Origin of the sequence: Blautia sp. MCC269 (assembly GCF_018785655.1) — a bacterium.
Classification (GTDB): domain Bacteria; phylum Bacillota; class Clostridia; order Lachnospirales; family Lachnospiraceae; genus Blautia_A.
In genome coordinates this window covers 38,240-64,483 of record NZ_WQQE01000074.1, presented here as the reverse complement: position 1 = coordinate 64,483, position 26,244 = coordinate 38,240, and the positions used below count along the sequence as shown (strand labels likewise).

Annotated in this window: 26 protein-coding genes; 2 read left to right on the top strand and 24 right to left on the bottom strand. The window is 43.4% G+C overall.

The window, feature by feature from the left end; translation table 11 throughout:
• Positions 1-23 precede the first annotated feature (23 nt).
• Both GPK88_RS17050 and GPK88_RS19180 read right to left on the bottom strand, forming a co-directional pair.
• Positions 24-539 carry a CHC2 zinc finger domain-containing protein gene (locus GPK88_RS17050; protein ID WP_174095726.1) on the bottom strand — a complete coding sequence of 172 codons (516 nt, stop codon included), beginning with the start codon at positions 537-539 and terminating at the stop codon, positions 24-26.
• Between the two features lie 82 nt (positions 540-621).
• On the bottom strand, positions 622-816 hold the full coding sequence (locus tag GPK88_RS19180) for a DUF6462 family protein (protein WP_174095725.1): 195 nt from the start codon (positions 814-816) through the stop codon (positions 622-624).
• Positions 817-979: 163 nt separating this feature from the next.
• Between GPK88_RS19180 and GPK88_RS17040 the strand changes: the two genes are divergently transcribed.
• The gene (locus GPK88_RS17040; RefSeq protein WP_174095724.1) at positions 980-2,122 is read left to right on the top strand and encodes a DUF6076 domain-containing protein; all 1,143 of its coding nucleotides are present in this window, start codon (positions 980-982) and stop codon (positions 2,120-2,122) included.
• Between the two features lie 406 nt (positions 2,123-2,528).
• Here GPK88_RS17040 and GPK88_RS17035 read toward each other — a convergent pair whose 3' ends face one another.
• The 8 genes from GPK88_RS17035 to larE all read right to left on the bottom strand — a co-directional run bounded on the left by GPK88_RS17035 (position 2,529) and on the right by larE (position 10,894).
• Entirely contained in the window at positions 2,529-2,900 is a 372-nt protein-coding gene (locus GPK88_RS17035) for a RidA family protein (RefSeq protein WP_180215113.1), read from the bottom strand.
• 93 nt (positions 2,901-2,993) lie between these two features.
• The gene (locus tag GPK88_RS17030; RefSeq protein WP_243278982.1) at positions 2,994-4,460 is read right to left on the bottom strand and encodes a serine hydrolase; all 1,467 of its coding nucleotides are present in this window, start codon (positions 4,458-4,460) and stop codon (positions 2,994-2,996) included.
• 121 nt (positions 4,461-4,581) lie between these two features.
• Positions 4,582-6,948, bottom strand: a complete 2,367-nt coding sequence (locus tag GPK88_RS17025; RefSeq protein ID WP_215708059.1) for an ATP-dependent DNA helicase — start codon at positions 6,946-6,948, stop codon at positions 4,582-4,584.
• Positions 6,949-7,132: 184 nt separating this feature from the next.
• Entirely contained in the window at positions 7,133-7,354 is a 222-nt protein-coding gene (locus tag GPK88_RS17020; protein ID WP_021977558.1) for an HPr family phosphocarrier protein, read from the bottom strand.
• A gap of 263 nt (positions 7,355-7,617) precedes the next feature.
• A complete protein-coding gene (locus GPK88_RS17015; protein ID WP_173762117.1) occupies positions 7,618-8,937 on the bottom strand; it encodes an aspartate kinase in 1,320 nt (439 codons plus the stop codon).
• A 182-nt stretch (positions 8,938-9,119) separates the two neighbouring features.
• Positions 9,120-9,401 carry a DUF2325 domain-containing protein gene (locus GPK88_RS17010; RefSeq protein WP_174095722.1) on the bottom strand — a complete coding sequence of 94 codons (282 nt, stop codon included), beginning with the start codon at positions 9,399-9,401 and terminating at the stop codon, positions 9,120-9,122.
• A 145-nt stretch (positions 9,402-9,546) separates the two neighbouring features.
• Positions 9,547-10,236, bottom strand: a complete 690-nt coding sequence (gene tsaA / locus GPK88_RS17005) for a tRNA (N6-threonylcarbamoyladenosine(37)-N6)-methyltransferase TrmO (protein ID WP_215708058.1) — start codon at positions 10,234-10,236, stop codon at positions 9,547-9,549.
• A gap of 1 nt (position 10,237) precedes the next feature.
• Positions 10,238-10,894, bottom strand: coding sequence for an ATP-dependent sacrificial sulfur transferase LarE (gene larE, locus GPK88_RS17000; RefSeq protein WP_330626718.1), 657 nt, complete (start codon positions 10,892-10,894; stop codon positions 10,238-10,240).
• A gap of 262 nt (positions 10,895-11,156) precedes the next feature.
• On the opposite strand from larE, the gene GPK88_RS16995 reads away from it, so the two are divergent.
• A complete protein-coding gene (locus tag GPK88_RS16995) occupies positions 11,157-11,411 on the top strand; it encodes a hypothetical protein (RefSeq protein ID WP_173762115.1) in 255 nt (84 codons plus the stop codon).
• A gap of 77 nt (positions 11,412-11,488) precedes the next feature.
• On the opposite strand, the gene GPK88_RS16990 is transcribed toward GPK88_RS16995, so the two are convergent.
• From GPK88_RS16990 to GPK88_RS16925, 14 genes are all read right to left on the bottom strand, one after another.
• On the bottom strand, positions 11,489-12,232 hold the full coding sequence (locus GPK88_RS16990; RefSeq protein ID WP_173762114.1) for a DeoR/GlpR family DNA-binding transcription regulator: 744 nt from the start codon (positions 12,230-12,232) through the stop codon (positions 11,489-11,491).
• A 70-nt stretch (positions 12,233-12,302) separates the two neighbouring features.
• Positions 12,303-12,560 carry an HPr family phosphocarrier protein gene (locus GPK88_RS16985; protein ID WP_015525831.1) on the bottom strand — a complete coding sequence of 86 codons (258 nt, stop codon included), beginning with the start codon at positions 12,558-12,560 and terminating at the stop codon, positions 12,303-12,305.
• Positions 12,561-12,599: 39 nt separating this feature from the next.
• A complete protein-coding gene (locus tag GPK88_RS16980; protein WP_173762113.1) occupies positions 12,600-14,513 on the bottom strand; it encodes a PTS fructose transporter subunit IIABC in 1,914 nt (637 codons plus the stop codon).
• A gap of 20 nt (positions 14,514-14,533) precedes the next feature.
• Positions 14,534-15,445 (bottom strand): 1-phosphofructokinase, encoded by a 912-nt coding sequence (pfkB, locus tag GPK88_RS16975; protein ID WP_173762112.1) that lies wholly within the window; start codon positions 15,443-15,445, stop codon positions 14,534-14,536.
• Positions 15,446-15,712: 267 nt separating this feature from the next.
• The gene (locus GPK88_RS16970; RefSeq protein WP_173762111.1) at positions 15,713-16,504 is read right to left on the bottom strand and encodes an aminotransferase class IV; all 792 of its coding nucleotides are present in this window, start codon (positions 16,502-16,504) and stop codon (positions 15,713-15,715) included.
• 78 nt (positions 16,505-16,582) lie between these two features.
• Positions 16,583-18,004: an aminodeoxychorismate synthase component I gene (gene pabB / locus GPK88_RS16965; RefSeq protein WP_215708057.1), complete on the bottom strand. Its 1,422-nt coding sequence runs from the start codon at positions 18,002-18,004 to the stop codon at positions 16,583-16,585.
• A 123-nt stretch (positions 18,005-18,127) separates the two neighbouring features.
• Positions 18,128-18,745, bottom strand: coding sequence for an anthranilate synthase component II (locus GPK88_RS16960; protein WP_173772010.1), 618 nt, complete (start codon positions 18,743-18,745; stop codon positions 18,128-18,130).
• Between the two features lie 123 nt (positions 18,746-18,868).
• Entirely contained in the window at positions 18,869-19,078 is a 210-nt protein-coding gene (locus tag GPK88_RS16955; RefSeq protein WP_021977547.1) for a DUF1858 domain-containing protein, read from the bottom strand.
• 152 nt (positions 19,079-19,230) lie between these two features.
• Positions 19,231-20,592 (bottom strand): MATE family efflux transporter, encoded by a 1,362-nt coding sequence (locus GPK88_RS16950; RefSeq protein WP_118608273.1) that lies wholly within the window; start codon positions 20,590-20,592, stop codon positions 19,231-19,233.
• A 39-nt stretch (positions 20,593-20,631) separates the two neighbouring features.
• Entirely contained in the window at positions 20,632-21,090 is a 459-nt protein-coding gene (locus GPK88_RS16945; protein ID WP_216417785.1) for a GtrA family protein, read from the bottom strand.
• A 109-nt stretch (positions 21,091-21,199) separates the two neighbouring features.
• Positions 21,200-22,591: a dipeptidase PepV gene (pepV, locus tag GPK88_RS16940; RefSeq protein WP_021977544.1), complete on the bottom strand. Its 1,392-nt coding sequence runs from the start codon at positions 22,589-22,591 to the stop codon at positions 21,200-21,202.
• On the bottom strand, positions 22,592-23,857 hold the full coding sequence (locus GPK88_RS16935; RefSeq protein ID WP_059085206.1) for a cytosine permease: 1,266 nt from the start codon (positions 23,855-23,857) through the stop codon (positions 22,592-22,594).
• Positions 23,858-23,859: 2 nt separating this feature from the next.
• Positions 23,860-25,017, bottom strand: a complete 1,158-nt coding sequence (locus tag GPK88_RS16930; RefSeq protein ID WP_021977542.1) for a PucR family transcriptional regulator — start codon at positions 25,015-25,017, stop codon at positions 23,860-23,862.
• A gap of 5 nt (positions 25,018-25,022) precedes the next feature.
• Entirely contained in the window at positions 25,023-26,054 is a 1,032-nt protein-coding gene (locus GPK88_RS16925) for a 2,5-dihydroxypyridine 5,6-dioxygenase NicX family protein (protein WP_021977541.1), read from the bottom strand.
• Positions 26,055-26,244 lie beyond the last annotated feature (190 nt).

Here is a 26,244-nt window from a genome sequence, read left to right as displayed (position 1 = left end):
TCGTATCACCTTTCATAAATTTTTCAAAAAATTCCGCACATCAAATCAGCCTTTCCGCTTGCGCTCGTCAAACGGTTCTGGCAGATGCACCACAGCCAGCTTAAAGGCTCACAGTGCCCTGAATCAAGAATGCTCTGATAGAGCTCGCATTCACCCTGCAAAGCCTCAACCTGTAGCCTCCAGCGGCGTTTTTCGGCTTTCTCGGCTTGCTGCTGTTTCTGCCGGGCCTGTTCCTGCTGCCGAATTAAATCTCGGCTGTTCTTCCTATCAGGCGTATTCAGTCCGAATATTTCTCTGATCTGGCACAGTGCCGTCCAGCTGTCAACGTCTCGCACATGTGACCACAAACGGATCACATCGCCACCGGTGCATCTACCGAAATCGTAAAAACTCTGTGTCTCCGGGTAAATGCGGACGCTTGCAGATTTTTCACTAGGAAAGATGTAATTCTTCCCTTGCTTTTTCATCAAATGGTTCGCTACAGCTTCAATGTTTATCTGCTGCCGGATTAATTCAAAATCTTCCTTCGTTCCTAGCATCTCCTTTCTTTGAGATTTTTTTCGTCTTTTGTATGAAATTAATGCGCGAATCGCGCTTGATCGTCCTTTGTAGATATGTGTGTTAGTTGGCCTTGTAAACCGTATCAATATACTTGTAAAGTACAGGCATATCAATTCGTACAGTTCGACCAACTCTGATGATTGCATTCGCTTCTGCGGCAACTTTCATAAGTGTGTTTCTGCTCCAATTAGTATCTGCACACGCTTCTGGTACTCTTTGAAGCTTTGCATTTTTGTTGATTACTGCTGCATTCACTGAAATTCCTCCTTTCATATTTAGAAAGATATATTTTTAATTTGTTTCATCTCTCTATATCTTATTTTAAGTATTGCCATTGACTTTTGCAACTAATTCCTTTAGAATTTTTATATAGTTATTAATTTGTTTTTATATAGTTCTATTAAAAGGAGAATATATTATGCACATATTCACATATGATTTAACAAAAAAAGCTATAATTGATAATTCTTTCAGGCATCATTACTCGGAATCAGAATTTACTAAATTACCCGTCTATAAGATTGGAGAATTGTTCCTAGACTTTATAAATCATGATTTTTCTTATTATGAACAGCGAAGAAAAACAGCTTTACAGATTTTTGAAAAATATTCTACTTCTGATTACTTAAAAGAAACAATATTGCTCCATTTTCCCCTAGCAAAAAAAAGACTTTTATCACTCACGGAATTAACACATGGCTCTATGCCAAACGCACTTGCATTTCATTTAGTGTGTGATTTATTTCCCTGTGTTTCCTACGCTTATATAGATGCTGAAAGCTTAAGAGAATCGGATTATACAGAAATAAGACGACCACGATACGATTACTTTTCTTTGCATCGAGATTTTATAGAAAATTTTGTTCCTTGTTTGGATGTCAATATATGTCCAACAATTCAGGAATCATTAAAAAAATATATTTCACTCAGTCCTAAAATGTATAAAACAAGTAATGAAATATCCTTCAAGGAGGTTACATTTATACGGCATTTAGTAAGTATATTTGAGCTTAACGATTTAGATTATAAGATTACGGCAAATTCCATAGATTTTACTTTAGACATCGAGGAACAATTTCGTATAAGAGAACAACAAAACAGCATCATAAATCAGCAAATTAACTCTACTGATGTCGAAATTATTCATGGTTATTCCTTTGAATCAATTAGAGAAGCTTTAACTTGTGAATTCCTTAAAATGCTAGAATTAAACATCAAAATAAAAAAATGCGCTATCTGCGACAAATATTTTATTGTAAACGGGCATGACGGAGAATGTTGCGATAATCTCTATAAAGATACAGGCCTGACTTGTCAGCAAGTTTACGCCGATCGCAATTACAAGAATAAGAGAAAAAAGAATCCTATACTCAAAGAATACGACAAATGTTACAAACGCATGTACGCACGTTATAGCAGCAGAAAAAATTTATCTTCAGAAAAGTATAATTCTTGGAAGGAAGAGGCAGCCAGGGAACGTGACAAGGCTTTGGCGGCCTACGCGGCCAATCCGTCCGACACGATTATCGAGGACTTTAAAAAATTTCTTGGCAACAAATAAAAAACCGCCCGGTACATTAATTTGCACCGGGTATTTTTATATGTTCCATTCTGTTCTAAGTTGTGTTATACTGACTGTGTTGTCCAACCGAAACCCGGCAACGGGGGGAGGTGAACACATGGAAATAGTCATATCTTTTTTGGTGGCTGGCATTATAGCATATGCCGATCATGAAATCAATATGCTTCGTCTTTGTAAATCCGTGATTTTTCCGCCGTTTGTCACAAAATTGTCACAAAATCATATTTTCAAAGCATCCCACACATCCAGAAATGCTTTAAAATCAACACTTTCCAGACTTCACGGTATAAATACATTGCTTTCCTTTTTAAAAATCAATCACAGCAAAAAATCCCCTGCCGGAAGAGCGTCTCTTCCTGACAGGGGATTTACTGCCTGTTTTTTATTATACTGCTGCGATCACTTCTACTTCACAGAGAACATTCTTCGGGAGTGTTTTAACTGCGACGCAGGAGCGTGCCGGTTTGTTTACGAAATATTTCGCATATACTTCGTTAAATGCTGCAAAATCGTTCATATCTGCAAGGAAGCATACGGTCTTGACTGCGTTCTCATAGCTGGAACCTGCTGCCTCAAGAACTGCACCGAGATTCTTCATTACGCGGTCTGCCTGCTCCTCGATGGTTGTTCCCACAACTTCTCCTGTTGCCGGGTCAACCGGGATCTGACCGGATGTGTAAAGAGTATCTCCATGGATGATTGCCTGGGAATACGGTCCGATGGCTGCCGGTGCCTTGTCTGTATGTACTGTCTTCATAATAAAAATCTCCTTTCGTGAGCTTATAAAATCTTCCTGTTTCGGGTCAAACATTCAGATACTGCTCGGCTGATTTTCATTTTAGCTCACAAGTCAGTCCTGGTCAAGCTGCATATTCAGATAATTATAAACAATCCCGGAAATATCCCGAATGTGTGAAACTGCATCCCCGGATTTACAGTTCTCAGACATCACACAGAGAATGTAGGTTGTCTTCTCCCCGTATACAATAGCAATATCATGCTGGTCTGTATCTGTCTCCCCGGTCTTGTTGGCAATTTCCACAGAAGCGGAAATCCCACTTGGGATCTTGGTTGTCACCTGCTGGTTCAGAAGAAGGTTCAGCATAGCATCTGAAGCTTCCTTTGATACACATTCCCCTTTATAGATCCGGGAAAGAAGCTCCCCGCAGTCTTTTACAGAAGTGGTATTCCTTCCTCCCAGCCCCGCATCTTTGGATGCGGAAGGACTTAGGGTATGCTGTACCGATGTATCCGCGAACTGATTTTCCGCAAGGAAAGCATTCACTGCCTCCGCCCCGTCTTTAAAAACACCGGATGTCGTCTGCAGGCGTACCAGCTCATTAAAAGATTCATTATCACTGACTGTGATCATATTCCAGAGAAGATCATTAACTTTCGTTGCGACTGCCGGATCGGAAACATCTTTTTTCATTTTTGCGGCCTCACTCTGAAGAACGGTGTCCATACTGGCATAGGTCTGCGCCATGACAAACGCCTTGATCAGGCTGGCAGAATATAAGGACTGACTGCCAAGATCAAATTCTTGATCATTGGTAAGATCTTTTACATATACACTCCAGGTACCGTCATAGGAACCAAGAAGTTCCGTAAGTCTGGTTTCCAGACCTTCCATGCCCAGATCCTTTGTTTCCACTTTTCCGGTTTCATCAACCGGAAAGCCCTCCGGTGTTGTTCCCTCTTCCTGTACCAGAACTCCGTTTTCTCCGCCAAAATAATAATAACCGTCAAACATCTGTCCTGCCGCGTTCATGTTAAGATAATGAATGCCGGGATCTGTAATCATCTTTCCATATCCGTCAAAATAATACAAACCATTGTAAGTGGTTTTATCCACCACCAGATTGTCCATATACCGTACCTGTGGCGACGCACTGAGTTTTCCAAGGTTATTTACCATATAACAGCCATCAAAGGAAACTTCCGCACCGCTTCCGTCTTCTGAAGGGGCACTCAGGTTTTTGATCTGAACCATGTGCGGATTCCCCGCCGCAAATTTACCATTTTCATCATGATAATAATATCCGTCAAACACCGTACCATCAATCACAAAATGATCAAAATAATGAACTGCCGGTGTATTTTCTCTAGTTCCATCTTCATTCAGGCAGTAAAAACCGCTGCTTTTTAAAATATATTTCCCACTTCCATCGGGAATCGGAAGTATCTGGGACTCCTCCGTAACAGAACCAAGGCTGCCCTGTGCACTCTGCTGCAGAGCCGCCGCTGATACCGGCTGAGTAAGCATTACTGTACTGAAACACACGGCCAGTACTTTTAATATTTTTTTCTGTCTCATATACTTCTTTCACTTTTCTTATCTTTGGATTTAACAGTTTCTGATTTTATTCCGGGAGTACTCTCCCCCTTTTTCCAGTGTGGATAAAGTCTCTATCAGTATACCGGATTTCTTCCGTCTGTCAAGTAAACGATCTCCAGAACCTGCTTACTGCCTCTTCCACGGTATTCAGCCTGCAGCTGCTCCGGTCTTTCCATTCCCTCGGAAAAATTTCTCCGTAATCCCGGCCCAGAAAACGGTCATCCAGAAGCAATATCACACCTTTGTCCTCTTTGGTGCGGATCACACGTCCGGCTGCCTGGAGAACCTTATTCATGCCAGGATAACGGTAGGCATAATCAAAACCGCTCTGTTTCTTTCTGTCATAATATTCTTTCAGAATCTCCCTCTCACTGCCGATCTGCGGAAGCCCGGTTCCCACTATGATCGCCCCGATCAGGCTTTCTCCGGTAAGATCAACCCCTTCGGAAAAAATCCCTCCAAGTACACAAAAACCTACCAAAGTTCCTTCCCTGCTCTGAAATTCTTCCAGGAATTCCTCCCGTTCCCGTTCCGTCATATCAGAATTCTGTCGGATACAGCGCACCCAGTCTACCGAAAATTCCTCCTCATAAACCTGATATACATCTTCCATCAGGCGATAGGAGGGAAAAAATACCATATAATTTCCTTGGCGCTGCCATACACATCTGGAAATATATTCCGCAATCTTACGGTACTCTGTATGGTTTCTCCTTGTATACCGGCTGCTCACATCACTTCCGATAAGAATTCTTCTGTTTTCCGCCGAAAACGGAGACTGCACATAAATTCCATAGGCATCCGTTTCCGTTGTCAGAAGTTCCCGGTAATATAGCATGGGAAAAAGCGTTGCCGAAAAAAACACCGCACTTCTTCCCTTTTTCAGGTACTCTCCCAGGTTTGCAGCCGGATTCACACAGAAGAGGCGAAGCCGAAAATCATTTTCTCCAAAGCATTCTGTATAGACCACATAGTTCTCATCCACCAATTCTGACACATTCAGAAAATCACGCACAACAAAATAAAATTCCAGAATCTCTTTTCGAAGCTCCTCTTCCAGATTTTTTTCTTCCAGGATTTCTTCCAGCTCACCGGAAATGGTAAGGAACGTAACGGGCAGCACCCCTGGATTTGAAAGCACCTGATACGGATTTTGGGATGCCTTAAGATCTTCCTCCAGTTCCAGCATCTGCCTGCTGGCTTTATCCAAGGCCCTGGCAAGTTTCGGAAAATGTTTCCGGATTTTTTTCCGCAGCGTAAGAAGTGTCTGTCTGGATACTTCCGCACTGTACATTTCTCTTCCGCGTTCCACCAGATTATGGGCCTCATCAATAAGAAAGATATAATCCCCGGAAATATTTTCCCCGAAAAAGCGTTTCAGATGGACATTGGGATCAAAGGCATAGTTATAGTCACAGATCACCCCGTCTACCCAGACGGAAAGATCCAGGCACATTTCAAAAGGACATACCTGCCATTTTTCTGCATGAGCACGGATCACTTCCCTGGAATATACCTCTTCGGTAGTCCAAAGTTCATAGACTGCATCATTCACCCGGTCAAAATGTCCTTTTGCATAGGGGCATTTCTCCGGTGTACATTCCGGTGAATCCAGGAAACAAAGCTTTTCTTTTGCGGTAATGGCTGTAACCTTAAATTTCAGTCCATTTTCACGCAAAGTATGGAACGCTTCCCAGGCAACTGTTCCTGTAATGGTTTTTGCGGTAAGGTAAAAAAGTGTTTCGCCTTTCCCCTCTCCGATGGCACGTACAGATGGAAAAATTGCAGACATAGTTTTTCCCACTCCGGTAGGTGCCTGGACAAACAGCGTTTTCTTACTGGAAACCGTATGATATACACCACTGACGATCTCTCTCTGCCCTTCTCTGTAAGGAAACGGAAACTGCAGATCTGTCATGGATGCATTCCGTTCTTTTTTCCAGGAAAGTGAATAAGCAATCCATTTATGGTAAGCATCCAGAAGTTCCTGGTACCACTTTTTCAGTTCCTCCATGGAAAAAATTTCCCGGAATCTTCTGGTATCCTCTGTATCCAGATGGGAATAGGTCATCTGGATCCCGATTTGGGAAAGGCCTTCTTTTTCTCCGTAAATCCACCCGTAACACATTGCCTGTGCACGGTGGACAGGTACCGGCATCTCCATTGCCTGGAGATTTCCATAGGTTCCTTTGATCTCATCGATCCAGACCTCCCCGTCCTCTGTAAAAATTCCATCTGCACGACCTTCCACCTGAATGATCGTATCCTCGTATTCACTTTCTCTTTTCAGGGAAACTTCCGCCTGATAATTGCCTTTCATGCTTCTCTGGATCTTCCGGTGAAGCCTTCCGCCTTTTAACATGGCTTCTTTATCTCCGGATGATCCACGGCTGTTATCCAGGTCTCCGCTACGTAATATAAATTCCACCAGGTTTCTGACAGAAATCCGTACTTTTGGTTTTTCCATAATTTCACTCCTGCAGCTTTCAGAGCTCTTCCTCCGAAAACTGTCCTTTTCTGCAATGCTGTATTTCAGATTATACCATAAAAACTACATACAAAAATCTTTTTGCAATCAAAAAAGACGCATGTTCTGCTTTGCTTCTCATGAACTGCGCCTTTTTATTACTTTTTTTCTTTATTCATATTTCTCAGCCTACCGCGTACTTGGAAAGAACCTGGTTAAAATTTTCATCCTCTCCGTAACACTTTACTGTCAGAGTCTTTGTCAGATCCAGACTAAGAAGTCCAAGGATCGACTTCGCGTCGATGATAATGCGGTTGTAAAATACATCAATATCAAAATTGCATCTGCTGGCTGCACTGACAAACTCCTGTGCGCTTTTTTCATCCAGTTTGATCTGTTTCTCCATTGCTGACCGCCTGCCTTTCTGAAGTTTTTGTATATGTCTGTTTTACACAAAAGTTAAGTTTTTGTCAATACTGTTTATTTCCTGTCAGACGTTTTTCGACACAATGTATAATATCTTTGTTTTTCTTTTAGAAATTTTGTCGAATTTATTTGGATTATTTTTAGGTAAACCATAGATTTTGGCCAAAAAATCCGCCACAGGACGGTATGTTACATGTCCTGCGGCGGATATAATACTTCCTGATTTAATTAAAATGGATATTTTTAGATCCGTGTCAGAACAAAAATATCATAGATCGCTCTGACAGCTTTTTCGAAATCGCGGTTCTCAACACCGATGATGATATTCAGCTCACTGGAACCCTGGTCGATCATTTTTACATTTACATTTGCATGAGCAAGAGCAGAGAAGATTCTTCCTGCGGTACCTCTCTGGGATTTCATTCCACGGCCTACGACTGCGATCAGTGCAAGGTCGGATTCCATCTCCACGAAGTCAGGCTGTACCAGACGGTGGATGCCTGCGATAACCTGCTGTTCTTTCTCCTCAAACTCATCCTGGTGAACATATACGGTCATAGTATCGATTCCGGACGGTACATGCTCAAAACTGATTCCCTGATCCTCAAATACCTGAAGAACTTTACGGCCAAAACCGATCTCACTGTTCATCATGGATTTCTCGATATTAATGGAGCAGAAACCTTTCTTTCCGGCAATACCGGTAATTGTAAATTTCGGTTTTTTGCAGGTGCTCTCTACAATCAGTGTACCTTTGTCTTCCGGGCTGTTTGTATTACGGATGTTGATCGGAATTCCCTCTTTACGAACCGGGAAGATCGCATCCTCATGAAGAACGGTTGCTCCCATGTAAGAAAGCTCACGAAGCTCTCTGTATGTAATTGCCTCGATGGGTTCCGGATTGTGTACGATACGCGGATCGGTTACAAGGAAACCGGAAACATCAGTCCAGTTCTCATAGATATCTGCATGGATCGCTTTTGCAACCAGGGATCCTGTTACATCAGAACCACCTCTGGAAAATGTCTTTACCGTACCATCTGCACATGCTCCGTAGAATCCCGGGATAACCGCATGCTGGGATTTGCTGAGTTTCTTGGAAAGGAGTTTGTTGGTCTCCTCAGCTTCCAGATTACCGTCTTTATCAAAACGGATTACAGTAGCCGCATCCACAAAATCGTATCCAAGATATGCAGCCATGATCTTACCATTGAGGAACTCACCTCTGGATGCCGCATACTGGATTCCTGCCTGTGCACGGAAATCCTCATCGATCTTCTTGAACTCGTCTTCAAGAGAAAGGCTCAGTCCAAGACCTTTGATAATCTCATAATATCTCTCTTTGATGGCATTAAGCTTCTCAGTGATATCCTCACCTTTGGATGCTGCGTCATAGCATCCGTAAAGCATATCGGTTACTTTGATATCTTCGTCAAATCTCTTTCCCGGAGCTGACGGAACTACATAACGGCGGCTCTCATCGCTGCGGATGATATCGCCCACTTTCTGGAACTGCTCCGCATTTGCAAGGGAACTTCCACCGAATTTTACAACTTTTTTCATGATAACACCTCTCACCTGTAATTTCGACTTCCAGCGCTGCATATTCACGATTCACTGCAACACTTTACCACAGAAACCTACGGCTATTTTATTGAATAATTTATAATTTTGCAAGTCTTTCCGTTACATTTCCGCAAAAAAAGTCAAATTATACAAGAGAAAAGTATCTCCTGACCTGTTTCTTATGCACAGTACTGTTTCAGAATGTTCTCAAGAGCTGCAGCGCTGCTTGTGTGACAGCGGCATACAGGGATGGATTTTTTCTTTGCTTCTTCTACCGCGCAGTTTACCATTTTGTGGGAAACGGTACTTGTAAACAGAATCATCAGATCCGGCACACCGATCTTTTTCTTCATAGCTCCTTTTTCCTTGGCAAAAACTTTCGCCTTACATCCGAACCCTTTACAGATATCCTCATACTGACATATCATTCTTTCATTACCGCCTACGATTACAACGCTCATAATTCACTCTCCTTTGATCTCTGAACTTTTTTTATATAACTGTTACTGGTTATCTTTGACTAACTCTTGCTTTAAAATATTGAGTTAGCATTTGCTAACTCGTTTATTATAATACCATGCCTTAAAAAGTTTGTCAAAGGTAATTTTAAATTTTGTCAGATTTTTTATATTCTGTGATCCCACATACAGTAAGTATGCCCTCTTTTACCTGGAAATGCACATCCATTCCCGCAAAAGGCATTCCGTATATCCGCTCCGGATCTTTCTGGTAGGCAGGCCTTGGATCTTCCTTAAGTACCCCTTCCAGCGCAGAAAGTTTCTCTTCCGGGATCTTTGCCTTCCATTCTTCGGGAATCTCCACTTTCAGGAAGTGCTGCTCCACTTTTGTTGCAAAACCGCCCAGGGCTTCCGGATGGCAGTCTGCAGCCGGCAGATATGGCTTGATATCATAGATGGGGGTTCCATCCATCAGATCTGCACCGGATACGATCAGTACAGGAGCTTCTTTACTCTCCAGATCGATCTTTTCCAGTTTCACGCAGGACAGCCCTACCGGATTTGGACGGAAGGGGGATCTGGTGGCAAATACACCCATCCTTTCATTCCCGCCCAGACGCGGTGGACGTACCGTAGGTGACCAGTTCTCACGGATTGCCTTAGAAAATTCCCAGAGCAGCCAGATATGTGAAAAATCTTCCATTCCCTTTACCGCTTCCCGTACCCGGTATTCCGGTTCAAAAACAACACGGGCTGTCAGTTCTTCCACACGGCCGCTCTGGCGCGGGATTCCAAATTTTGTTGGAAAATCACTTCTGATCCTTGCAATTATTTTCATATTACTCTCCCAATGTTTCGTTCATGCTTCCTGTCCGGTAGCCTGTCAGATCCATTGTAACATAGGTAAAGCCATATGTCTTAAACTCTTTTGTGATCTTTTCCCGGTTTTCCAGAACTTTGGAAAATTCTCCCGGTTCCACTTCAATGCGGGCCATCATTCCGTGGATCCGCACACGAACCTGATGGAATCCCAGATCCAGAAGAAGCTGCTCTGCTTTATCCACCATGGAAAGTTTATCCCTTGTGATCTCTTCTCCGTAAACAAATCTGGAAGAAAGGCAGGCAAAAGACTGCTTATCCCAGGTAGGAAGTCCCAGATTTCTGGACAGGATACGGATTTCTTCTTTCGCAAGCTTGGAATGGCGCAGAGGACTTGTCACACCAAGTTCTGCCACTGCCTGAAGCCCTGGTCTGTAATCTCCGTTGTCATCCATATTGGAGCCTTCTGCGATATATTCGATCTTCTGCTCCTTTGCGATGTTGATGATCTTCTCAAACAGCTCGTGCTTACAGATATAACATCGGTTCTTCGGATTATGGGAAAATCCTTCGATGTCCAGCTCCTTGGATTCACATACAAAATGACGGATGCCTTCTTTTTCGCAGAAGTGGATCGCTTCCTTCAGCTCTCTCTCCGGAAAAGGCAACAGCCACACTTTTCAACTGGCGGAGATAGTCTTTCAGATCTTCTTCTTTTTTTAATGCTTCCTGTAATTTTTTATCTTCCATTGTTCTCTTCACCTTATAAAATTCTGTTTCATTTTTATTTCCGATTTCTGTAAAACGGATATTCCGATTTATATTTTGATAAAATATCATACTTTCCCCATCAATTCAATATAAAATGTAATTGATAATTGTATTTTCAGACCTTTTATGCTATTGTATAAGTAATAATATTTTATTAGGAGGTTTCATATGGGACAGAGACGTACCAAAGTAGAAGTACTGAACGAAAAAATTTCCAAAGTAGAGTCCAAGATTGCTGCCTACACAGAGAAGATCGCAGCTCTGGAAGATGAGAAAACTGCTCTTGCAGCACAGCTGGAAGAAATTCATAAAGCAGCCAAGAAAGCAGAAGAAGCCGCAGAGCTGAAACGTCTTCTTAAACTGATGCGTAAGAAAGACATTTCTGTGGAAGATCTGGAATCCATGATTTCCAAAGAAGACTGATCACAAAAACCGGTTTCCGAAGAATTTTTTTCTTCCAAACCGGTTTTTTATTTATAATCTTTTTATTTTATATCTTTTTATGATACGATCTGAATATTTCTGCAGTCCTTATATTCTCTGGAACAGTTTTCTGTCAGGATCACCGCTCCGTCAAACGAAAAGAATGTCACCGCACTGATCTGTCCGAATTTGGAGCTGTCGGACACTACGTATCTTTCCAGGCACTGCTCCATGGCTGTTCGTTTTACCAGTGCCTCGTTGGCCTCCGGTGTAGTAAAACCTTCTCTTAGCGTCATTCCGTTTGTTCCAAAAAAACCCTTTGTAAAATGATAGTTCTTCAGCATCTGCATAGCCTGGCTTCCGATCACCGCTTCTGTGGAACCTTTCAGTTCTCCGCCGATCAGCAGCACATGGACTCCCATCTGAGCCAGAGTCCTGGCATGGGAAACACCGTTGGTCACAAACGTCGCCCTGGAGCCATTAAGATGTTCCAGCATATATCCGGTAGTCGTTCCCGCATCCAGATATACAAAATCTCCCGGCTGGATCAGAGATGCCGCATAGGCTGCGATCTTCTTTTTTTCCTCGATATTAAGCTCGGATTTTTGGGCTACGGTAGGCTCATAGGCATTGACTGTATGCTCCAGTGCCACTGCACCGCCAAAAACCCTGGTCAGTTTTCCTGCCTTGTAAAGCGCTGTGATATCCCTGCGGACCGTAGATTCTGATGCATCCAGGATATCTTTCAGTTCTGTTACTGTGACACTGTTTTTTTCTCTGAGAAGGCCGAGTATGATCTCATATCTCTGCTCCGTCAGCATAGTTTTCCTCCTTTAAAAAAGACACCCCGATCAGACGGACCGGGATGTCTTCTGTTTACTCATTCTGAGATTACAGGTTCTCCTGCATGAATTTGCTTACTGCCTCGTATGCTGCATCCTCGTCTGCACCATCGAATGTGAAAGTAACCTCATGGCCTTTCTTTACGCCAAGTCCCATAAGTGCAAGAAGCTTTCTACACTCTACAGTCTTACCGTCTTTCTCGATTGTGATCTTGGACTCGAAACCTTTTACAAGTTTCACAAGCTCTCCTGCCGGACGTGCATGGATTCCTTCGTTATCTGTTACTACATACTTGAATTCTTTCATTTTTTTATCCTCCAGGTTTTTATTTTTAATTTTAAAAATTTAAGCAACTTTTTTCTTCAGTACACCGAGAAGTACGGCTGAGATCAGAGTTCCCACAACCAGTGCAACCAGATACATCAGTGCGTTACCTACAACCGGGAATACGAAGATTCCGCCGTGCGGTGCCATCAGTGTACAGTTGAAAAACATGGAGATCGCTCCGGCTACTGCGGAACCGACGATACAGGACGGAAGTACATGGATCGGGTCAGATGCCGCAAAAGGAATGGCTCCTTCTGTGATAAATGCAAGTCCCATGATAAAGTTAGTCGGTCCTGCCTCACGCTCTTCTTTTGTAAATTTGTCTTTAAACAGCAGGGATGCAAGTGCAATAGCGCATGGAGGAGTCATACCTCCCACCATAACTGCTGCCATAATATCATAGTTACCTGCCGCAATGGCTGCTGTACCAAATACATATGCTGCTTTGTTGAACGGGCCTCCCATATCAATGGCCATCATGCCACCGAGAACCAGTCCTAAAATTACTTTACTTGAATTTCCCATGCCTGTCAAGGCATTATTTAATCCTGTATTGATGCCGCCCATGATCGGCTCTACAATGAATGTCATACAAAGTCCCATAAGAAGGACACCAACAACCGGATAGATCAGTACAGGTGCGATTTTTTCCAGAGCTTCCGGAAGTTTGTCACAGACTTTACGAAGTCCCAGGATCAGATATCCTGCAAGGAAACCTGCAAGAAGAGCTCCAAGGAAACCGGATTTTCCGTTTGCCGCGATCATACCGCCTACAAGACCAACTGCAAGGGCCGGTCTGTCACCGATGGCCATTGCGATAAAGCCGGCCAGTACAGGGAGCATAAAACCAAATGCGGTTCCACCAATGTTTTTCAGAACAGCCGCTACCGGTGTGATGGTACCAAAGTTTGCTCTCTGGTCTGCCGGAAGGGAACTTAAATCTACACTTAAACCATCGATCAGGAATGCAAGAGCGATCAGGATACCACCGCCAACAACCAGTGGAAGCATATGAGATACACCATTCATCAGCTGCATGTAGATTTTGTGGCCTGCCCCGCCGCCTGCTTTTGCGTTTGAGGAAGAGTTCTGGCTGCCTGCTGCCCCATGATATACCGGAACATCTCCGGAGATCGCACGTTCAACCAGCTGGTCTGCCTTGCTGATTCCATCGGAAACCTGGCATTCGATGACTTTCTTTCCATCGAAACGGTCCATAGGAACCTTGGCATCTGCTGCTACGATAATGCAGTCTGCTTCCTGGATCTCCTGATCCGTAAGTACATTTTTTGCTCCGCCGGAGCCTCTTGTCTCTATTTTAATGAAACAGTCTTTCGCCTTCGCTGCTTTTTCCAGTCCTTCTGCTGCCATGTAGGTGTGGGCAATACCTGTGGGGCATGAAGTAACTGCCAGCAGTTTGGCTCTGGCTCCTTCGGAACTTCCTGTATCTGCCAGTCTCTCGTCGATATCTTTTTTCTCATCATCTGCCTTGTCGATGATCTCCATAAATTCATCTACAGATTTCGCGTTACGTAAGGACTCTGTAAAATTATCATCCATCAGCATCACGGAAAGTTTGCTGAGTACATCCAGATGAATGTTGTCTTCTGTATTCGGTGCCGCGATCAGGAAAAGAAGGGTGACCGGTTCATCGTCCAGTGCCTCAAATTCCACGCCGTTTTTTACTACCATGGCAGCAAGTCCCGGTTTCTTTACCGCATCACATTTTCCATGAGGAATGGCGATTCCCTCACCGATTCCTGTTGTACTTTCTTCCTCTCTTAAATACACCTGTTTCCGATAAGCTTCCCGGTCGCTGATCTTTTCACTTTTTACCATAAGATCTACGGCCATATCCAGCGCTTCGGATTTGGTCTTCGGTGCTGCATCCAGCGATATGCTTCGTTTGTCAAGCAGATCTGTGATTCTCATCTTCCCTTCTCCTTTCTTATTTACCCCTCTGTTACCTGTTTATATACCGCCTGAATCTCTTCCCTCGTGGCAAGATTTTCAGAAAATGCACTTGCGCTTCCTGCGGAAATCCCCATGTGGAAAGCGTATTCGTAATCCTGTTTTTCCATCCAGCCTGCCATAAAGCCTGCTACCATGGAATCTCCGGCTCCCACACCGTTTACCAGTGTTCCCTTCGGTGCCGGTTTCTCAAATACCTGTCCGTCTTCTGCTACCAGGACAGCTCCTTCACCGGCCATGGAAATCAGTACATTTCTGGCACCTTTTTCCTGGAGTTTCTTTCCGTAAGGGATCACATCCTGACGGGTCTTAAGCTCGACTCCGAAGATTTCTCCCAGTTCATGGTTGTTGGGTTTCACAAGGAACGGATGATATTTCAAAACGTTTACAAGAAGATCTCTTGTTGCATCCACAACGATCATCACGCCTCTTCCGTCCAGTCTCGCCATGATCTTCTCGTACATGTCATCCGGCATGGATGATGGAATGCTTCCTGCCAGGAAAAGCACATCTCCTTCTTTCAGTGTGTCAAGTTTCTCCATCAGCTCCTGAACTTTTTCTGCGCTGATTTTAGGTCCCATTCCGTTGATCTCGGTTCCGTCAATGGATTTCAGCTTCAGGTTGATTCTGGAAACGCCTTCCGGGATCTTGATAAAATCGGATTTCACTCCCATCTCCTCAAGCTTTCTTACAATCTCATCTCCTACGAATCCTGCCATGAAACCAAGTGCTGTATTCTCAATTCCAAGGTTCATCAGCACGGTGGAAACGTTGATTCCTTTTCCACCCGGAAGCATCAGCTCAGAACTGGTACGGTTGGTAAGTCCAAGCTTGAAGTCCTCTACGGAAACGATATAGTCCAGAGATGGATTAAAAGTAACTGTGCAGATCATTTCTTTCTCCTCCCCATATCTTTTATTCTGCGGGTTTCTGACCGCTTTTTGTTGTTCCTCATTTGTTGAACTTAGTATACTTCCAATTTCGTTCAAAGTCAATCAAACTACTTCACAAAATTCATGACTGTTTTTGGTTGAGTTTGCACAAAAAAAGTGCATCAATCCTAGTTTTTCCAGGTTGATACACTTTTATCCCTGATTATCTCAGTCATTTTCATTCATTTCAGTCATGGTCATTCACAGAATCTGGCACTCCATATCATTTCATCTGTCTTTCCTCTTATTTATCGTCTCCTGTACCATGTCCTGATATTTTCTCATCAGCTTCTTTGTCACTCGGTCTTCCTCAAACCGAATTTCCCCGATCTGACGCACTGGCATGATTCCCATCAGGGAATTGGTAACAAAACATTCCTGATACCGCTTCAGGTCCTGAACATAGATGTCTGTCTCTTCCACATCTTCTGTTTCACAGAGATACTCCCGAAGGATCCCCGGAAGAAGGCCGCAACTGACTTGTGGCGTACAGATCACGCCGTTTCTCACAAAAAATACATTACTTACCGTACCTTCAGAAACCTGTTCTTTTGTATTGAGAAACAGCCGCTCATCCATTCCTGCTGCCGTGGCGTTTCTTTTTTCCAGGATACAGTCTCCGTAATTCATGGTTTTGTGATATACCAGCGGTGAGGTTTCATTTCGTTTTACCGCACTGATATCTATGAAAAAACCTTTCTCATATTTTTCCGGTGTATAGTGATTGGCACGAAGAGAATAAACCATGTTTTCCTTGGTAAGCATGATCTTTAATGCACAGTGCTCCAGGTTTCTAAATTCCTTTTGTACTTCTGTGCGCATTTTCTGTTCTTCCAGATATTTTTCAATCTTCCGTGCAGTGATCCCCCGTTCTGACAAGCTTCCCAGTTTCAGGAAATCTGCGGCACGTTCCAGTCTTTTCAGGTGTTTATCCAGCAGTATGGGAATTCCCTGTTCGATCCCTATGGTTTCAAATGCTCCCAGGCCAAACTGAAAACATTCATCTAATGTTACGTTCATCTCCATCCTCCCTTTTGCATCAGGTCTCCCGGCCCGTCTGCAGAATCTTTCTTAGTCTTCCGTTATTCCGTATGTCCCCTATTGCAGTGCGTCCAGGATTGCTTTCGCTTTCTGCAGTGTTTCCTCATACTCAAATTCCAGATCTGACTCTGCCGTGATCCCGCCGCCGACACCAAGATGATATTTCCCGTTTTTATGAAGGGCTGTACGGATCACGATGTTAAAATCGCAGCTGCCATCCAGTGTCAGATAGCCGATGGAACCGGTATAGAGATTTCTTTTTCCATGCTCCAGTTCATCAATGATCTCCATAGCGCGGTATTTCGGTGCACCGGTAATAGAACCACCGGGGAACGTAGCTTCCAGAAGGTCCATCACATTTTTTCCATCTTCCAGTGTTCCCTCAATATCCGACACCAGATGAAATACTGTGGCATATGCTTCCACTGTAAAAAGTTCAGTTACTTTCACGCTTCCCGGTGTACATACCCGGTTCAGATCATTTCGTTCCAGATCTACGATCATCAGAAGCTCACTTTTATCTTTTCCGGAATCTGCAAGTTCCTGGCGGAGCATTTCGTCTTCCTCAGGCGTTGCGCCACGTTTTCGTGTTCCTTTTATAGGACGGGTGTTTACATGGCGGTCTTTCATTTTCAGGAAGCGCTCCGGAGAGGCACAGACGATCTGATAATCTCCGAAATCCAGATATCCGCCAAAAGGAGAGGGATTGTTTTTCCGAAGATCATAAAAAACATCCAGCGGCTGTTTTTCGCTTTCAATTGTAAGCTGCTGTGTCATATTGGCAATGTAGATATCACCTTCTATAATATACCGGATCATCCGGTCCACTGCCTGCTTGTATTCCTCTTTCTCAAAATTTGGATGGACCTGAATCTTAAATTTCTCACGGTGAGAATTTTCCGTGATCATCCCATTTCCGAATTTCTTTTTTTCTCCGATTTCCGGTTCTTCCGGTTTGCCAGCCTCTGCAGATTCCAGGATTGCTTTTTCCATTGCGCCGATCTGCGCCGCGGCATTTCCGCTGATTCCATTTGACACAAGATACGTCCTTTTTTCCTGACAGTCTTCCACAACAAAACAGTCATAAAACGTCAGAACCGCTTCCGGAATCGTCACAAGATCTTTTTCCCCGGAGGGTACTCCCATCTGTTTCCTTCCGTAATCATAGGAAAAATATCCTACAGCTCCGGACACAAGGGGAAGTCTGCTGTCATTTTTGTCCTCATGGGTATTCAAATATTCCCGCATGTAGTCTTCAAAGGTTGTTTCTGTTTCCGGTTTTCCATTGATGGTAAAGGTCTTCCCGTCTTTTACCAGTTTCAGATAGGGGCACCTTCCGATCACGGAATAATGTCCCAGTTCATTCACAAGGGAGGAATCCAGAAATGCAGCTCCCGGCTCTCTCTCGTAGATCCGGAAAATCTCCACTGCCGGGATATATGGGGTCAGTTCTTTTATGATTCGCTGATTATTGTACATGTTTTTACTCCTGTGTGTTCCCGGTTTTATCTGTGCAGTGAGCGGATCAGGTATCCTCACTGCACCCTGTAATATTCTTATGAGTGCAGGCGAGCTGCATTCATCTCCGGGTTATTTTTTGATCTAAGCAGTTTTCTCTTCTGCCAGTTCTTCTTCCCTCTCCTGATGAAATTCCTCTGCGATCTTACAGAAATTCTCAAGAAGCTCATGGCCATATTCCGTAAGAACAGCTTCCGGATGGAACTGTACGCCATACAGAGGCAGTGTTTTATGGGAAATTCCCATAACTGCTCCGTCATCGGAAACAGCATCTACCTGATATTCTTCCGGGATGCTGTCTTCCCGTACGATCAGGGAATGATATCTTGTAACCTTATATTTCTCCGGCAGGCCTGCAAACACACCGGTTCCGTAATTGTGGATCTCTGTTACTTTTCCGTGCATGGGACGTGCTCCCTTTTCCACTACTGCTCCCGCGCAGTGGCCGATAACCTGATGGCCCAGACAGACACCCAGGATCGGAATCCTTCCCTGAAATTTTTTTACCGTATCTACACAGAGCTTCGCATCCCAGGGACGTTTCGGTCCCGGCGAAAGAATAATCCCTTCCGGATTCATCGCTTCCAGCTCGTCCAGAGTAATCTCATCGCAGCGTTTAACCAGGATATCTCTCCCCAGTTCCTGAAAATATGCCTTCAGATTATATACAAATGAATCAAAATTGTCGATCATGACATACATGTTTTTTCCTCCATATATAAAAAAAGGGATAACGCCGGCATGCCAAAAAGGCATGCACAGTCGTTATCCCTTACGGTCCGTAATCTGTACGTTATAACGTTATAAGATCAGTGATAGTACTGATTATTTCTGTTTCTTGGTTTCCTCATAGTGATGGATGTCTGCCAGTACTACGTTTACGTCAAGTCCGTGTACCATACATGCCTCCTCAAGAGACTCACCGATAGAAGACGGACAGCCGATGCAGTGCATTCCTTCCTGCATAAGGATGTATGCGATCTTCTCATCGTATGCAAGCATCTCGCCCATTGTTGTTTCCTTTGTGATTTCCATGATCTATATTCTCCCTTCTGGATTTGTAATCTTACCCGGAATCCCGGTTTCCTGGTTTCCTGGTTTTTTCCGCAGTTATAATATCATTATAACTGTATCTTCCATAATTGCAAGCCTAAATTTATTCTTTTCATTTTCTGTATTATACCCACTCAGGCAGCAGTTTCCTTTTTTCCCCTGCTCCACTTTTTCATCACATAAATATAATACGGGATCAGAGGGATCAGCGCTGCGATCCATGCGGCAGGATCTGCCAGACATACACCTGCAAAACTTGTTTTTCCTGCAACAAACATAACGATCGCACTTCTTGCCGCCAGTTCAAACACACCGCCCAGCATGGGAACCAAGCCATATCCCAGTCCCTGAAGTCCGTTTCGGTAGAGGAAGATACTTCCAAGGAACGGATATGCCCAGAATACCGTATGAAAATAAGTAACAGAAACATTAATAACATCCGTCTGGGATTTGTCAATAAATAGCCAGGTCATGTACTTTCCGAAAAAGAACATAATGATCATAGTGATCACACTCCAGATCAAGACCATGATCTGGGTATATTTCATTCCTGCTTTTACACGGTCCATCTTTCCGGCGCCCCGGTTCTGTCCTACATAGGTTGCCATCGTCGCACCAAAAGCTACAAATACAGTTGCAATGATATTCTGTATTTTTCCCGCAGCGGAAAATCCTGCCATATATACAGAACCGTAAATATTTACCGCACCCTGCACAATAATGGTTCCGATCGCTGTGATGGAAAACTGAAGTCCCATGGGAATACCAAGGGCCAGCAGATAACGGAAGCTGGTAAAAGAAACTTCAAAGTTTTCTTTCTTCAGATGCAGGATCGGGAACTTTTTGATAATATAGATCAGGCAGCAGACTGCGGAAATTGCCTGCGCGATAACCGTAGCATAGGCACAGCCTTCCACTCCCATCCCGATTTTTACAATAAACAGAATATCCAGGAACACATTGATCACTGCCGAAATGATCAGAAAATACAGCGGAGATTTTGAATCTCCAAGTGCACGGAGAAACGCTGCCAGTGAATTATATGCCGCTGTTACGATCAGGCCTGCATAAATAATTCCCATATATCCCTTCACAGATCCCATCAGATCCTCCGGTGAATTCATCAGCCGCAGAATCGGTTCATTCAAAGCCTCAAAGCCAATGGTCATCACAATGGCAAAGGCTGCTGCCAGATAAATGGACATAGCTACGTAATGACGCATCTTATCATATTGCTTCGCCCCGAACCACTGGGATACCAGAATGGCAAAGCCACTGCTCAGTCCGTTAAGCCATCCGGTAACAAAAAACATCAGTGAACCGGTGCTTCCGATTGCAGCCAGCGCATCTACTCCCAGGAACTGACCCGCAACAATGGAATCCGCAATGTTATAAAACTGCTGAAAAATATTTCCAAGACACATGGGAATCATAAACCGGATGATCAGGCTCACCGGATTTCCCACAGTCATATCATTGGTCTTATCTTTTGCCATTTTTTAACTCAACTCCTTTCTCGTAAATATAAACATTTTTTATTTTTTAAAAACAATTAATTTACTGATTATATAATTCAATACGATCACAACCACCTGAGCGATCAGCTTCACTGCCATGCTGTTAAATCCAAGCCAGGTAATGAATACTGCAAGGATCGCTTCTTCCACAACCAGAGTAAAGAGTCTTCCTCCGAAAAACGAAGCCATCTGCTTTAAAAATCCGGCTGCCGAATCTACCTGACCGTCGAATACCCAGGTCCTGTTTGTAAAATACTGAAACAGTACACAGACTACCCAGCAGATCACATTGGCGATCAGCGCATTTATTCCGAGCATGCCATCCAGCCATGCATACAGTGCTATGTTCAGAAAAAATGTGATCCCGCCAAAGAACAGATACATCAGAACTTCCTTATGTTTTTTATAAAAAGGTTCAAATATGTTCAATACAGGAAGATGCATCAGTCTGTCAAAAATGTCTTTCTTTTCCTCCATATCCATATCCTTTCTTCTTTGTCATATGTAAACTTGTATACCATAGCAAAAAATATCCTGGATGTCAACGCATTCCAGGATATTTCTATAGTTTGTTTCTTTAATGTTTTTATCTATATTCTGTCATCAGTTTGTAAAGACCTTTTACAAAAATTTCGGTCATTTTCTGCAGACTCTCAATGCTTAAAAATTCATTTGCTTCATGAGCCAGTTCTTCCTCATACGGAAACAGCGGCCCAAATGCCACAGCATTAGGAAGTGCCCTTGCATAGGTAGCTCCGCCAATAGCCATTGGCTCTGTATCCATATCCCCTGTCACTTCCTGATAGGCCTCCATCAGACACCGGATCAGTGCTGAGTCCTTTTTATGGTACACCGGAGCCAGATAATCTACTTCATTATAAAAGAAGCCATATTTTTTCAGCTGTCTCTCCAGCAACTCCCGAATATCATTATACTCCACAGATGCAGGATAACGAATATTACACTGCAGAAAAATCCTTCCATTTTCATCCATATTCACAGTTCCCACATTAAACGTCAGTGCCCCTGCGGAATCCTCCATGGCACAGCCCAGACGCTCTCCGTCATAATCCATTCCTATGGCCTGATGAAAACATTTCATATAAGAAGCATGAGAAAGTTTTTCGCCAAATTGTCCCAGCGTTTCCAGAAGACAGGAAACTGCATTAAACCCTTTTTCCGGACTCATACAATGTGTACTGATCCCTCTGACTGACAATTTCAAAAATCCATCTGTGATCTTTGCTGTAACCTGTTCCGGAAGCGCAATGCTTTTTACTGCCGCCTTCGGATCTTCACATTTCAGAAGACAGGACGCCTCGTCCGGAACAATATTTCTGCTACGTCCACCTTTTAATTCCACAATTTGTATCTCTGCTCTTTCATCCACAGATTCCACAGAAGAAAGATCAAAGTCAAGAAGTCCTTTTTCGCAGTATAAAAGTGGAAAATTAGCATCTGGTACGATAGATACCTGTGGAAGTATTTCTGCATGATCCAGATAATAACGAATACATTGCCAGCTCTCTTCCTCATCGGTTCCCACAATCATGCGAAGACAGGTATCTTTTGGAATCAACTGATTATCTGCAAGATATTTCATAGCAAAAAGTGAAGACACCAGAGGGCCTTTATCATCTGAAGTTCCTCTTCCATAAAGCTTTCCATCTTTTTCCACAGGATCAAACGGATCTGTGTTCCATCCCTCTCCTGCACTGACCACATCTGTATGGCAGAGGATTCCGATCATCCTGTTTCCCTCTCCGGCAGTGATCTCTCCGGCATAACCATCATAATTTTTTACCTGAAATCCCATTTGCTGTCCCATTCTAAGGACGTACTCCAGAGATTTTTGGATATTTTTTCCAAAAGGTGCTCCTTTAGATGGTGCATCCTCAAAAATCCCGGGAATAGCTACCAGTTCTTTTAGACATCTGACCATTTCCGCTGTATTTTTTTCTACATATTCTCTAGCCATTTATTTATCACCTTTTTTTACCAGTCTCCACACCAGATACAGGATTCCGGAAACCAGCATTCCATTGATAAAAGAAATTCCCACAGTCAAAAACGTAGCTGCAAAACCAAGAGCCCAGGTCACGATTCCAGCCACTGACCATCCTTCACGTAATGTAAAGTTCTCTGCTTTTCCTTTCCCAAGGCTCCAGTATTCCACAATAAACAGAGCAATGATCGGCATAAACGCATTTCCAAGAAGTGTAAGAAATCCCTCAAAATTTCCGGCTACACCAACAGCTGCCAGAACTGTTCCCACAGCTCCAAGTATAACCGTTGCCATAGAACGGCCGCTTTCTTTCAGATTGAATACCATAACTGCATTTAAGCCTGCACTGTAGGCATTGGTAGTATTCGTTGTCCAGGTTGCCAGGATCAGTACGACCATTCCAAGGAACGGAAGGCCAATATTAGAAAATACAAGTGAAATGTCATACTGCTGGGCAATTCTCGTCATTACCGCTCCGAGAATAAGCATAGCCATTCCTGCCGGCATCACACCGATAGCAGAAGAAAGGACTGTATCTTTTCTTGTTCTCTGATATCTGGTAAAATCAGGTGCATTCAAGGCGCCGGTGGCCATAAAACTGATAGTAAGTACAACTCCATCTGCAAAGCTCATGGCCGGATCTTCGATAGTCATACTTAAATTTCCGGTTCCGAAACGCTGGATTGCTACCACACACCCGATCACAGTTACGATCACAAGTGCAGGAATGGCAATCTTATTCAGTTTATCCAGAGCATTGATTCCATATACAGCTGTAACCAGCATGATTATTCCCCACACAACCGTTGATACCGGAATCGGGATTTTTACTCCTGTGCTTGCTTCGATCAGATTGGAAAATGCAGAGCCACAGACACCGTTCTGCACTGCAAACCAACCGATCATGGAGATCATAAATAATGCAGAGATCAGCTTTGATGATCCCTGTTTTCCAAAAACGCCAGATGCAACAACACATGTCGGTACACCAAGATCACTTCCCATGATTCCACAAAATATCATCAACGCCACGATCACTGCATATCCGATTACCCCTGACCAGATGGCCTGAGACATCGGCATAGACTCTGCCAGGATTCCTCCCAGCATCAGACTGGGCACACAGATCATAATTCCCGCCTGGATCATGGCAACATCTGCCCAGCTTTTTCTCTCTTCCATCGGAACCTGTTCCAATGTGACAGATTCCACATTTCCTGTTTTCTTTTCCTGTTCCACTCTCATACCTCTTTATTCTTTTTTATCTCCAGCATAGATTCGATCCGCACAGCCAGAGAAATGATCTCATGAAAAAGCAACGGCTGTTCTTCCACATCAAGATAATTTCTCAGACGGTTAATACGATAACGGATCGTATTCTCGTGCTGTTTCAGTTTTTTGGCAGTTTTTTTAAAATCTCCATTGCACTGTACATACGCCCTTGTTGTAAGAAGCATGTCCTCCATGCCTTCTTCCGTTGTTTTCGCCGCAATCTCTCGACAAAATTCGTCATAAAATTCCTGCATTTCCCGACTTCCCCTGATAGGCAAAAGAAGCTGCTGCGGAGACAATGGATCATAGACCTGCTGCCTCCGGTCCGATGCCTGTGCCATGTCCAGGGCGTCTCCTGCTTCAAGAAGTGTTCGTTCTACTCTGTATCTGGCATAAGGTCTGCCAATTCCAAGTCTGCGGTTATGATAGCTTCTCAAAAGCTGTTCACACACTACATTTTTATGCTGTTCCAGTTCCTTCCTGGAATCTGCACTCAAAATACAGATATCATAGTTATCCGCCGGAATAAATATATCAAAAGATGAACAGACTTCTCCTGTTTTTTTTCTTTGTGTGATCTTCCGCCGTTCATCCCGGATATAAACAGCCTGTACGTACTCCCTGATCCCCGGATTAATGCTAAAAAGGATCTTCATTCGCTCCTGGGGCAGAGTCCTCGATGCTAGGATCTTATCCAGTTTCAGCTGATTAAGCACATTTGTCTGTTCTTCCAGGATACATTGATTAATAACTCCAAGGACCTCTGCATAAGAAATATCTTCCCTCATACAGATCACAGGAAACTGCTTCTCTTCACAGAAAGCAAGCATTTCTTTCGAAAAAAGCTCTGCTCTCTCCTCCATCATCACACAGAGCCCACTGCAGTTTCCTTTTACAAGAAGCGCCAGAACCTGCATCAGTTCTTCTGATTTCGGCTGAAACTGCAAAAGAGATGTGATAAAAAAATCTCCAGGTGCCAGAATATCTTTCTCCAGCACATCCTCTTTAAATGGCGCATCAAAAACAGATGCCCGCTTTACGATCCGGCCAAGTCCGGCCCGTCCTGACAAAATTTTTACATTCTCAAACAAAGGTGCATTTAAAACCTGCAATAAAGATATGTTCATATTATTTATTCTCTGAATGCAGCCAGCTCTTTCAGATATGGATCTGTTATTCTCCCTTCATCCATGATCTGTACACCATCAAGCCATACAGAAGAATTCAGGCAAATGCCATCACAGTGGGATTTTGCATCCTGTCCGTGCGGCGGAGCGTCAAATGGGCTGACATAACCAATTCCCCACTCTGTGGATCCCCATACACGCTCATCCTCCACAATATTGCCGGTAAGAACCGCTCCTGGATTAAACCCATACGCAATATGTGCAAGCTTGAACATTCCCTCATCTTCAAAGCTTTTCAAATGCTCTTCAAAAATGGCTGCATCACGGCCTCCTTCAATTTTTACGATTTTACTGTTTTCAATTGTAAGACGGATCGGCGCATCCGGTGTGGTTCCAAAAGGTGGGGTTACAGATCCGTCAAAAACGATCACGCCATTGATGCTTCCAAATCGCGGCACAACATTGATCTGTCCTGTAAGCATATGGATTCCTGGTACTGTTGCGTTTCCGCAGTCACATGCTGTATAATGGCCAGGATCGATTTCAAATGATATATCACATCCAGCCGGAGTTGTGACACGCATGTTCTTTGCATTTTTTGTTTTTTCAGTGATCGCAAGCATAAATTTTTTGAGCTGCTCTGTCTCCACATTGCCGATGGTACGGATCATGAGGTCAGGGTTAAAATCTACCAGACACATGTAACGCATTTTTTTGTTCTCTGCTTCTGCACGCTCAAATGGTGTGGAATAAAGAAGCCACTGATGATTAAATTCGATCCATACATCTGCACAGAGAAGTGCTGCACTTAACGCATCGACCGGAAGATCCGGATCTGCTGCTTTTCCTACTCCCCCTGGTGTGGGAACTGAAATTACCATTGCATGTGCTCCTGCATTTTTTGCACTGTTTTTTACTGCTTCTACAACCGATGCATCCGAATCATCATCTGCTGTGATGATCACAGTTTCTTCAGGCTTCACGCCAAAAATTTCTTTTACCAGCTTATCTGCTGCTGTTTCAAGTGTGATATCCATGTTTTTTCCTTTCCAATTCGTGGTGTCCCGAAAAATATTTATCTGATCTTTAACTTTTCCAGGTCACTGTAATTGTTTAACATGATAGCACAGTGATTTTTTAATTTGTATGGAATTATTCCAAAATACAGAACAGAAATTTGTAATTTTTTCAAAAAATAAGCCATGGCTTATTTTTTGCCATGGCTTA

Coding starts and splice junctions, on each gene's coding strand:
- GPK88_RS17040 (WP_174095724.1), top strand. CDS start 980: ATGCACATATTCACATATGATTTAACAAAAAAAGCTATAATTGATAAT.
- GPK88_RS17010 (WP_174095722.1), bottom strand. CDS start 9,401: ATGAGCGTTGTAATCGTAGGCGGTAATGAAAGAATGATATGTCAGTAT.
- GPK88_RS16925 (WP_021977541.1), bottom strand. CDS start 26,054: ATGGATATCACACTTGAAACAGCAGCAGATAAGCTGGTAAAAGAAATT.
- GPK88_RS16990 (WP_173762114.1), bottom strand. CDS start 12,232: ATGCTGACGGAGCAGAGATATGAGATCATACTCGGCCTTCTCAGAGAA.
- GPK88_RS17015 (WP_173762117.1), bottom strand. CDS start 8,937: ATGAAAAAAGTTGTAAAATTCGGTGGAAGTTCCCTTGCAAATGCGGAG.
- GPK88_RS16945 (WP_216417785.1), bottom strand. CDS start 21,090: ATGGAGGAAAAGAAAGACATTTTTGACAGACTGATGCATCTTCCTGTA.
- GPK88_RS16955 (WP_021977547.1), bottom strand. CDS start 19,078: ATGGAAATCACAAAGGAAACAACAATGGGCGAGATGCTTGCATACGAT.
- GPK88_RS16950 (WP_118608273.1), bottom strand. CDS start 20,592: ATGGCAAAAGATAAGACCAATGATATGACTGTGGGAAATCCGGTGAGC.
- GPK88_RS16970 (WP_173762111.1), bottom strand. CDS start 16,504: ATGAACGTAACATTAGATGAATGTTTTCAGTTTGGCCTGGGAGCATTT.
- GPK88_RS17030 (WP_243278982.1), bottom strand. CDS start 4,460: ATGAGACAGAAAAAAATATTAAAAGTACTGGCCGTGTGTTTCAGTACA.
- GPK88_RS16930 (WP_021977542.1), bottom strand. CDS start 25,017: ATGAACATATCTTTATTGCAGGTTTTAAATGCACCTTTGTTTGAGAAT.
- GPK88_RS17020 (WP_021977558.1), bottom strand. CDS start 7,354: ATGGAGAAACAGATCAAACTGGATGAAAAAAGCGCACAGGAGTTTGTC.
- pfkB (WP_173762112.1), bottom strand. CDS start 15,445: ATGATCTGCACAGTTACTTTTAATCCATCTCTGGACTATATCGTTTCC.
- GPK88_RS17025 (WP_215708059.1), bottom strand. CDS start 6,948: ATGGAAAAACCAAAAGTACGGATTTCTGTCAGAAACCTGGTGGAATTT.
- GPK88_RS17050 (WP_174095726.1), bottom strand. CDS start 539: ATGCTAGGAACGAAGGAAGATTTTGAATTAATCCGGCAGCAGATAAAC.
- tsaA (WP_215708058.1), bottom strand. CDS start 10,236: ATGAAAATAATTGCAAGGATCAGAAGTGATTTTCCAACAAAATTTGGA.
- GPK88_RS16980 (WP_173762113.1), bottom strand. CDS start 14,513: ATGAGAATCACAGATCTGCTTGACAAACGAAGCATATCGCTGGATGCA.
- GPK88_RS16960 (WP_173772010.1), bottom strand. CDS start 18,745: ATGTATGTCATGATCGACAATTTTGATTCATTTGTATATAATCTGAAG.
- GPK88_RS17035 (WP_180215113.1), bottom strand. CDS start 2,900: ATGAAGACAGTACATACAGACAAGGCACCGGCAGCCATCGGACCGTAT.
- pabB (WP_215708057.1), bottom strand. CDS start 18,004: ATGTACAATAATCAGCGAATCATAAAAGAACTGACCCCATATATCCCG.
- GPK88_RS16995 (WP_173762115.1), top strand. CDS start 11,157: ATGGGACAGAGACGTACCAAAGTAGAAGTACTGAACGAAAAAATTTCC.
- GPK88_RS16985 (WP_015525831.1), bottom strand. CDS start 12,560: ATGAAAGAATTCAAGTATGTAGTAACAGATAACGAAGGAATCCATGCA.
- pepV (WP_021977544.1), bottom strand. CDS start 22,591: ATGGCTAGAGAATATGTAGAAAAAAATACAGCGGAAATGGTCAGATGT.